Below are 2,535 nucleotides of genomic sequence, written 5' to 3' on the forward strand. Positions count from 1 at the left end.
CGCTTCTTTCTCTTTTCTTTTCAAAGAAAAAACCTCCCAAATTTCATTTGTGGGAGGAGTATCTCATGAATTTTCTTCTATTAGAATGTGTGCATTATTTGACGCTTACGTTGCTAAGCTAGTAAATATGAATTGTGTCTGTATATTTTGGGGGACAAGCACCAAATGGAAGCGCATCCCAGAAGGTGCCACACATTGATTAAAGGATTGTGATTACACCCAAAAAAATCGGTACCTGTGCACCGCACAATACACTACAATTCTATAATTATTCAGGCGACCTTGATCTACCAAGGTCGTCTTCGCATGTCTATGCAAATGTCGTTCATAATCAGAATAGTGTAGCGCACAGGTACACAATAGGGGAATTTTGGTAATTGGTATCTATACAGTGGCTCTCAACTGCTAGAAGATATGGAAATTTCTATATAAGTTGATGGGATACAAATGGTATACTTATATCCAGAAAATGAAACATCTAGAGAGAATATGGGGGAACAAATAATGAACATTCTAGTTACTGGGGGCCTCGGTTTCATCGGTTCACACACCGTTGTCTCATTATTGGCATCTGATCACGACGTCTATATCGTCGATGACCTGTCCAATGCAAAGCTTGGGGTGCTCGATACACTGAAACAGATCACAGGAGCTGCCGAGATCCCATTTGAGAAGATGGATGTTACAGATGCAGCAGCCATCGATCGACTGTTCTCGGAGAGTCACTTTGACGGTGTCATCCATTTCGCAGGGTACAAGGCTGTTGGTGAGTCGGTCTCGATCCCACTCGCTTACTATAAGAACAATGTCCTCAGTACGATTGTACTGGCGGAGTCTTGTCTAAAATATGGTGTAGAACGTTTTGTCTTCAGCTCGTCTGCGACAGTCTACGGAGACAACAAGGTCCCATTCACAGAAGATATGACATTGCTACCGACTACGAACCCTTACGGGGAGACGAAGGCGATGAGTGAGCGTATCCTAACAGACACAGTCGCAGCAAATGACCAGTTCTCTGTAGCGTTACTTCGATATTTCAATCCAGTCGGTGCACACGAGAGCGGCTTAATCGGAGAATCACCGAACGGCATTCCAAACAACCTGATGCCATACATCAACCAGACTGCAAAGGGCATCCGTGAAAAGCTCAGTGTCTTTGGTGGCGATTATCCCACTGTCGATGGTACAGGTGTTCGTGACTTCATCCACGTCATGGATCTTGGAGAGGGACATGTCGCAGCTATCGAAAAGCTTCAAAAAGGAGTACATACCTATAACCTAGGAACAGGCAACGGCACCTCAGTGCTCGAACTGATCCACACCTACACACGCGTCAATCAAGTTGAAGTCCCATACGAAATCGTTGACCGTCGCCCTGGTGATATTGCATCCAGCTATGCGGATGTCAGCAAGGCGGAGAGAGAGCTAGGATGGAAGGCGACCCGAAGCGTGGAGGATATGTGTCGGGATGCTTGGGGGTATGAGAGAAATCTAACATAACGACAGCTTTGAGAACTATATGCTAGTTCTAAACATAAAAATATAATGAGAATCGAGAGGTCTAATGATGAAATTTTCGAATTTTACGATAATAATAGTTTTGCTTCTAAGTATTATAGCTTTTTGCTTTTCTAAGGAAAAACAAGATTTTATCATAGAAATTTCAAATTTAAGTATGACGTTTATATTTGGTATAGGAGCAATTTTATTAGCTGTAATATCTTTAGTGCAGTCATCATCGTTTAAAAAAGAAAAAAAAATGATTTTAAATTTTGTTTCTAGAGAATTCCCAGCTTTGGTATTAGTAAATATTATGGCTATTAGCGTGGCGAAGTCATCATTTGAATATTCATACCAATATTTAGCTAATTTTACAGTGTTCTGGTTCATCACCATAAGTCGTGGTTGACACTTGAACAGCTTAATAATGTAAATAAATAGAAAAAAAGCGAAAACACCTGTATCGTAATTGTTGTCTAGACAAACCACGATAGGAGTTTTCGCCTTGTCCCAACAGTTTATCAAATTAGTCCTTCCACTTCCATCATTTTTTACAATTCATCCGTCATCCGACAACGAACCAAACGTGTTTCGAATTTCTACGCTGAACCGTCAAGTCCCATGTGTTGTCTGTTCAAATCAGACAGTCCGCCACTCAAAGGAACGTCGCCGTTTTAGACATTCCTACGCCTGGGGCGTAGGGACGATCTGGATCGAGATAGATGTCCCACGCCAGGTCTGTAAAGAATGTGGTATCACGTTTGTTCATGACTTTGGCTTAGGCCTAGTTCGTTCTTCCACCAGACATTATAGAGTGGAGATTGCAAAACGTTGTCATGGTAGGACAATCTCTGATGTCTCGCGTGAGTATGGTGTACCGTACACGACCGTTGAAAGATGGTTCTATGAATACGCTTCGCGCCAGTTGGAGACTAAAACCGCAAGGCATGTCTTGGTTGATGAGTTCGCTACGCGCAAAGGTCATCATTACGCGACAGTGGTCATTGATGCGAAATCTGGGTCAGTTCTTCCCCC

Annotated in this window: 4 protein-coding genes; all 4 read left to right on the forward strand. The window is 42.6% G+C overall.

Annotation, left to right across the window (positions count from 1 at the left end; all coding sequences use genetic code 11):
* On the forward strand, positions 1-199 hold a 199-nt coding region (locus CF394_RS15915; RefSeq protein ID WP_207761677.1), incomplete at its 5' end, for a hypothetical protein.
* A gap of 305 nt (positions 200-504) precedes the next feature.
* Positions 505-1,500 (forward strand): UDP-glucose 4-epimerase GalE, encoded by a 996-nt coding sequence (galE, locus tag CF394_RS03580; protein WP_094941874.1) that lies wholly within the window; start codon positions 505-507, stop codon positions 1,498-1,500.
* Positions 1,501-1,567: 67 nt separating this feature from the next.
* Positions 1,568-1,909: a hypothetical protein gene (locus tag CF394_RS15605; RefSeq protein ID WP_133079796.1), complete on the forward strand. Its 342-nt coding sequence runs from the start codon at positions 1,568-1,570 to the stop codon at positions 1,907-1,909.
* Between the two features lie 96 nt (positions 1,910-2,005).
* Positions 2,006-2,535, forward strand: a 530-nt coding sequence (locus CF394_RS03590; RefSeq protein WP_279327637.1) for a helix-turn-helix domain-containing protein, incomplete at its 3' end; no start/stop codon positions are given.

This window comes from Tetzosporium hominis (assembly GCF_002265435.1).
GTDB classification, from domain to species: domain Bacteria; phylum Bacillota; class Bacilli; order Bacillales_A; family Planococcaceae; genus Chryseomicrobium; species Chryseomicrobium hominis.